The sequence below is a fragment of the Terriglobales bacterium genome (genome assembly GCA_035764005.1).
Taxonomy (GTDB): Bacteria; Acidobacteriota; Terriglobia; order Terriglobales; family Acidobacteriaceae; genus Gp1-AA112.
Window position 1 is genome coordinate 1 of sequence record DASTZZ010000015.1, and the last position, 4,243, is coordinate 4,243.

Consider the following 4,243-nt stretch of genomic DNA (forward strand, 5'->3'; position numbering starts at 1 on the left):
TGTTAGAGCCGGTGAAAAAAGTAGCCATTTCGGCCGGTGAGAGCCGGGGCCAATGAGACCGCCAAAGGAGCAGTTGGCGGGGACGCGGTAAGGGACTCTAAATCAGTTTCTAAATCTCAACCGGCACGGAAGTGCGAAAACGCCACTTATGAACGAGCGGCGTTGTCCGCATTGCCATGAGTTGTTCTATCCGTCCCGATGCCAGCGGGAGCAGATCGTTTGCAGTGGTTCCGGCTGCCAGGAACAGCGGCGTTCCAACTACCGCCGAAACAAGCTCGCCACCGATCCGAACTATCGTGAGGCGTGTCGGCAAAGTGCGCGCCAGTGGCGCAAACAGCACCCGGATTATTGGAAGCAGTATCGCCAGACCCACCCGGCTGCTGTGGAGCGCAATTGCCAGCAGCAAAAATCGCGCGACCGTAAGCAACATTTCAAACATCTTGCAAACAACACTTCAGCTTCAGATCTAAGACCTTGTCCTGCCACAGTTTGGGTTGTCGGTGCAGAACTGCACAATCTTGCAAACAACATCTCAGCTCCTACGCAAGTGTGGGTGCTGGAAGCAGTTCCGCCACCGCGCTTCGCCGCCGGCTATCTTGCAAACAACATCCCTCTGGCGCCGTGAGCGTTTCCGCAGGATAAATGGAGTCGCGCCATGCTCACGCCGGATCAGATCAACACCATTCACCGTCTTCACCTGGTGGATAAGTGGCCGCTGCGCAAGATTGCACGCCAACTTCACATCGGCCGCCGCACGGTAGCGAAGTACATGCAGACGCCGGCTCCGCCACCTACACATCGTGACCGTGCCAGCAAACTGGATCCTTTCAAGGCTGCCATCAGCGAACTGCTGGAGCGTGATCCTACCGCGCCGGCCACCGTGATCGCCGAGCATCTGCGCACGCTGGGCTTCGATGGGGGCATCACGATCGTGAAGGATTCTCTGCAGGCGGTTCATGGAAGCTCGGAATCGCCGTGCCTACGTGCGTATGGAGCCTGGTCCCGGGGAGCGTTTCGAAGTCGATTGGGGGCACTTCGGTGCGCTCGTCTATAACCACAATCCACGTAAACTCTACGCCTTCTGCCTGGTCGAATGTCACAGCCGCAAACTCTATCTGGAGTTCACGCACAGCCAGAGCTTCGAAACGTTTGTCCGCTGTCACATCCACGCCTTTGATGCGATGACCGGCTGCGCTCGCGAAATCTGGTTCGATAATCTCGCCACTGCGGTCGCCGAACACGAAGGAAATCTCGTCCGCTTCAATCCGCGGTTCCTCGCCTTTGCGCGCGAATACGGCTTCATTCCGCGGGCTTGCCACATCGCAGCAGCTTGGGAGAAAGGCAAGATTGAACGCGCGATCGGTTATGTACGCCAGAGTTTTTGGCCGCTTCGAAGCTTTACCGATCTGGCCGACGTGAATGCGCAGGCCCGGCAGTGGATCGACCAGACTGCCAATCAACGCAAACATCGCGAAACCGGCCAAGCTCCCAACGAGCGATTCCAACCCGAGTTTTTACGGCCTCTGCCCCTGCTCGCCCCGGATTATCGCGACACCGCCGATGCCCTTGTCCACAAAGACCTGCGCCTATGTTTTGACGGCAATCGCTATTGCGTGCCGCCCCGCTATGTCGGACGAAAACTCACCGTCAAGGCAGACTCGCACTCAGTGTCCATTTACGATCAGTCGAAAGAAGTCGTTAGCTACGCGCGCTCCTGGGAGCGCGGCCGCACCTTCGGCGCCGAGCGCTTTCAAAAGGAGTTGTTCGCGCAGTTAGCAGCAGCTCAACGCTCTGCGGCACAACAACGTCTGATCCAGATTCTTGGCCCCACATCGGAATACTACCTGCGCAAACTTGCCGAAACCGATCGCTCTCTCACACGACAGATCCGCGAACTCCTCGAACTCGTGCGTGATTACGGCCCCGAAGCTGTCGCTTCGGCACTCGAGAAAGCTTATACCGCTGGCGCCTTTGGCGCCGACTATATCGCCAACATCCTTCGCCAGCAGCAGACGCGCCGCGATATCCAACCACCATTACGTCTGAAAGATCCCGAGTTGAACGGGCTGGCCACCGATCCGCTCTCCCTCGCTGACTACGACGCCTTCATTCTCCGCTCGCGAAAGGAATCTTATGACCTCACTACAAGCGAAACTGGATCAACTCAGCTTGACAACGATGAGCCGCCAGCTCGATCAGATCATTGCTGATGCCGCCGCCAGGAATCTCAGCTTCGTACAAGCACTGGAAAGTCTGACAGACCTTGAACTGGAGTCTCGTAACAACCGTTCCATCGAACGCCGCTTCCGCTTGTCGCGGCTGCATGCGCGATACTCCATCGACAGCTTCCACTTCAAACACCATAAGAGCCGCATGCAACTCAAGCCGCGCATCCTGCGCCTCTTGGATCTTGAGTTTCTCGCCAAGGGAACCAGCGTCATCCTGATTGGAAATCCTGGCACAGGAAAGACCTTCTTGGCAAAAATCATCGGTTGGCGCGCCTGCCAGGCCAATCAGCGCGTCCTGTTCACGACCGCTATGGATATGTTGAATCAACTGCTCGCTTCGCAGGTCGATCATTCGCTCGTTCGCAAGCTCAAGAGCTACACCGATCCCAGGCTACTCGTCATTGACGAATTAGGATATCTCTCGCTCGATCAGCAAACGTCGAATCTGTTTTATCAGGTCATCTCCACCCGCCACGGCGAAAAACGTTCTACCGTCATCACTACGAACACAGCCTTCTCCGACTGGGGCAATATCCTCTACAACACCACCATCGCCACTGCCATTGCGGATCGCCTGGTAGAGAACTCGGAAGTGTTCCTGCTCGGCGGAGATAGTCTCCGCAAGGCGAACCAGAATCCCCCTCCGCCGGCTGAATAATCAAGTCGGCTCGATCATGCGCCGCGCTGTGCGATATCCCGAGCCGGAGGAGTCCGTCGGGTAACCCCTCAACGGCGCTGACAACGGACGCGGGAGCTGCGGCTCCCGCTCTTGTCTTGTCTTTCTTCCTTCCGAATGTTCAACTTCAGCGCCAATCACTTGTTCCTGCTCTCGCGGACGGAATACTGCTCGTGCGCAGTGTTGCTCATGCTGGATCGCGATACCCGGCGTGTTTATCGCCTGTTTGACTTCACCAAACGCCTTCGCCCTATTCCAGGCCGTGCCTATTGCGTGGCAGGCAAGGTCAACAGCGTGAACACCCTCTACCTGGTTGTCGAATCGATCAAGCTGGACACCAAACACTGGTGGTCTTCTATTGCTCTTCCTCCGGATGACGGCGCGGGAGGTCAAGCCAGCGACTAAGATCGTTTACTTGCAGGGAACAAACTCGCTCACCCGACCCGCTGCTTTACACCTCAGCGGTCAGCGCAGTCGTGTGCTCATTGCTCCCGCAAGCCCCGATTGGCACCCTGCTAAACCGGCGAAAGTGGTCCCCTTTTATCCCGGCGCTAACACACTGATCGAGCATCGGAACTTTTTTAGCTTTTTTCGCTTGCTTCTGACCCCGGAACGTCTGCTGCGCTTTCGTCAAAGGCGCTTCAGCCTTCGATCCTTTGCTCGCCGGCGCCGTCGCTGCCGGTGGCCGTGTCTCCAGATCCTTCTTCAGCCGGTCGCGTTCTCTGTCTATGATCATGTAGTGTTTCCTCAGTCCCTGCAGCGCGTTTAGCGATCGGTAGAATGAGCGTTCCGCCGACGTCTTGTACCGCTGCATGAGATCTACGTTCCCGTCCCCTGCTTCAGCCTCATGGAGCCGGCGCATCGCGCGCCGCAGGAACCAGTCGTTATCCACCAAAATCTCGACCAGCCGCTCCTCCATGTAGCTCTCCGGTCCGAATTCTTCGTTCCACTCTGACTTCATCTGGTCGTAATCCTCTTGGCACTCGCCATCCAAGATCACGACTGTTTTCGCCCGGCACCCGTGTGTAGTTGAATTACGGCTCGAATTCTTTTTGCCGTCTGCAGTGTTCGGTCCGCCTCCTCTCTTTTTCGCCATCTCGCCCGAGTATCCGCATCGCCCCGCACCATGTTCCGTTCCAAAAGCGTTGCAAGTGCATGATTCTTTTCACTTCAAAAAATTTCACTCGACTGTGATGGTGGGAGGATGTCCGCTTTTCCGTTGAAAAGGAGAACGGCTCGAGACATGCGATCTAAGCCGCTGAATGGGCAGCGACGGTGATCGCATTTAGGTTACAACGCACGTCATAAGCGCGCTGGAGGTTATGAAGAAGCAGCGGCA

At 56.7% G+C, this 4,243-nt stretch carries 6 protein-coding genes; 4 read left to right on the forward strand and 2 right to left on the reverse strand.

The genetic code is table 11. The annotated features are described in order from the left end of the window. Positions 1-109 precede the first annotated feature (109 nt). Complete coding sequence (locus tag VFU50_01810; protein HEU5231566.1) at positions 110-439, reverse strand: hypothetical protein; 330 nt, start codon at positions 437-439, stop codon at positions 110-112. 216 nt (positions 440-655) lie between these two features. Here VFU50_01810 and VFU50_01815 point away from each other — a divergent pair, with 216 nt between their 5' ends. The 4 genes from VFU50_01815 (at position 656) to VFU50_01830 (ending at position 3,309) form a co-directional block, all read left to right on the forward strand. Beyond that, on the forward strand, positions 656-1,054 hold the full coding sequence (locus VFU50_01815) for a hypothetical protein (GenBank protein ID HEU5231567.1): 399 nt from the start codon (positions 656-658) through the stop codon (positions 1,052-1,054). Beyond that, positions 990-2,210 carry an IS21 family transposase gene (gene istA / locus VFU50_01820; protein ID HEU5231568.1) on the forward strand — a complete coding sequence of 407 codons (1,221 nt, stop codon included), beginning with the start codon at positions 990-992 and terminating at the stop codon, positions 2,208-2,210. Before VFU50_01815 ends, istA begins: the two co-directional genes overlap by 65 nt. Further along, positions 2,179-2,886 (forward strand): IS21-like element helper ATPase IstB, encoded by a 708-nt coding sequence (gene istB, locus VFU50_01825; protein HEU5231569.1) that lies wholly within the window; start codon positions 2,179-2,181, stop codon positions 2,884-2,886. The genes istA and istB overlap by 32 nt, the downstream gene beginning before the upstream one ends. 135 nt (positions 2,887-3,021) lie before the next feature. After that, entirely contained in the window at positions 3,022-3,309 is a 288-nt protein-coding gene (locus VFU50_01830; protein ID HEU5231570.1) for a hypothetical protein, read from the forward strand. A 46-nt stretch (positions 3,310-3,355) separates the two neighbouring features. On the opposite strand, the gene VFU50_01835 is transcribed toward VFU50_01830, so the two are convergent. Next, entirely contained in the window at positions 3,356-4,000 is a 645-nt protein-coding gene (locus VFU50_01835) for a hypothetical protein (GenBank protein ID HEU5231571.1), read from the reverse strand. Between the last annotated feature and the right edge of the window lie 243 nt (positions 4,001-4,243).

What these genes read in the sequence shown, in the direction of transcription:
- istA (HEU5231568.1), top strand. Translation starts at nt 990, where the DNA reads ATGGAGCCTGGTCCCGGGGAGCGTTTCGAAGTCGATTGGGGGCACTTC.
- VFU50_01835 (HEU5231571.1), bottom strand. Translation starts at nt 4,000, where the DNA reads ATGGCGAAAAAGAGAGGAGGCGGACCGAACACTGCAGACGGCAAAAAG.
- VFU50_01830 (HEU5231570.1), top strand. Translation starts at nt 3,022, where the DNA reads ATGTTCAACTTCAGCGCCAATCACTTGTTCCTGCTCTCGCGGACGGAA.
- VFU50_01810 (HEU5231566.1), bottom strand. Translation starts at nt 439, where the DNA reads ATGTTTGAAATGTTGCTTACGGTCGCGCGATTTTTGCTGCTGGCAATT.
- istB (HEU5231569.1), top strand. Translation starts at nt 2,179, where the DNA reads ATGAGCCGCCAGCTCGATCAGATCATTGCTGATGCCGCCGCCAGGAAT.
- VFU50_01815 (HEU5231567.1), top strand. Translation starts at nt 656, where the DNA reads ATGCTCACGCCGGATCAGATCAACACCATTCACCGTCTTCACCTGGTG.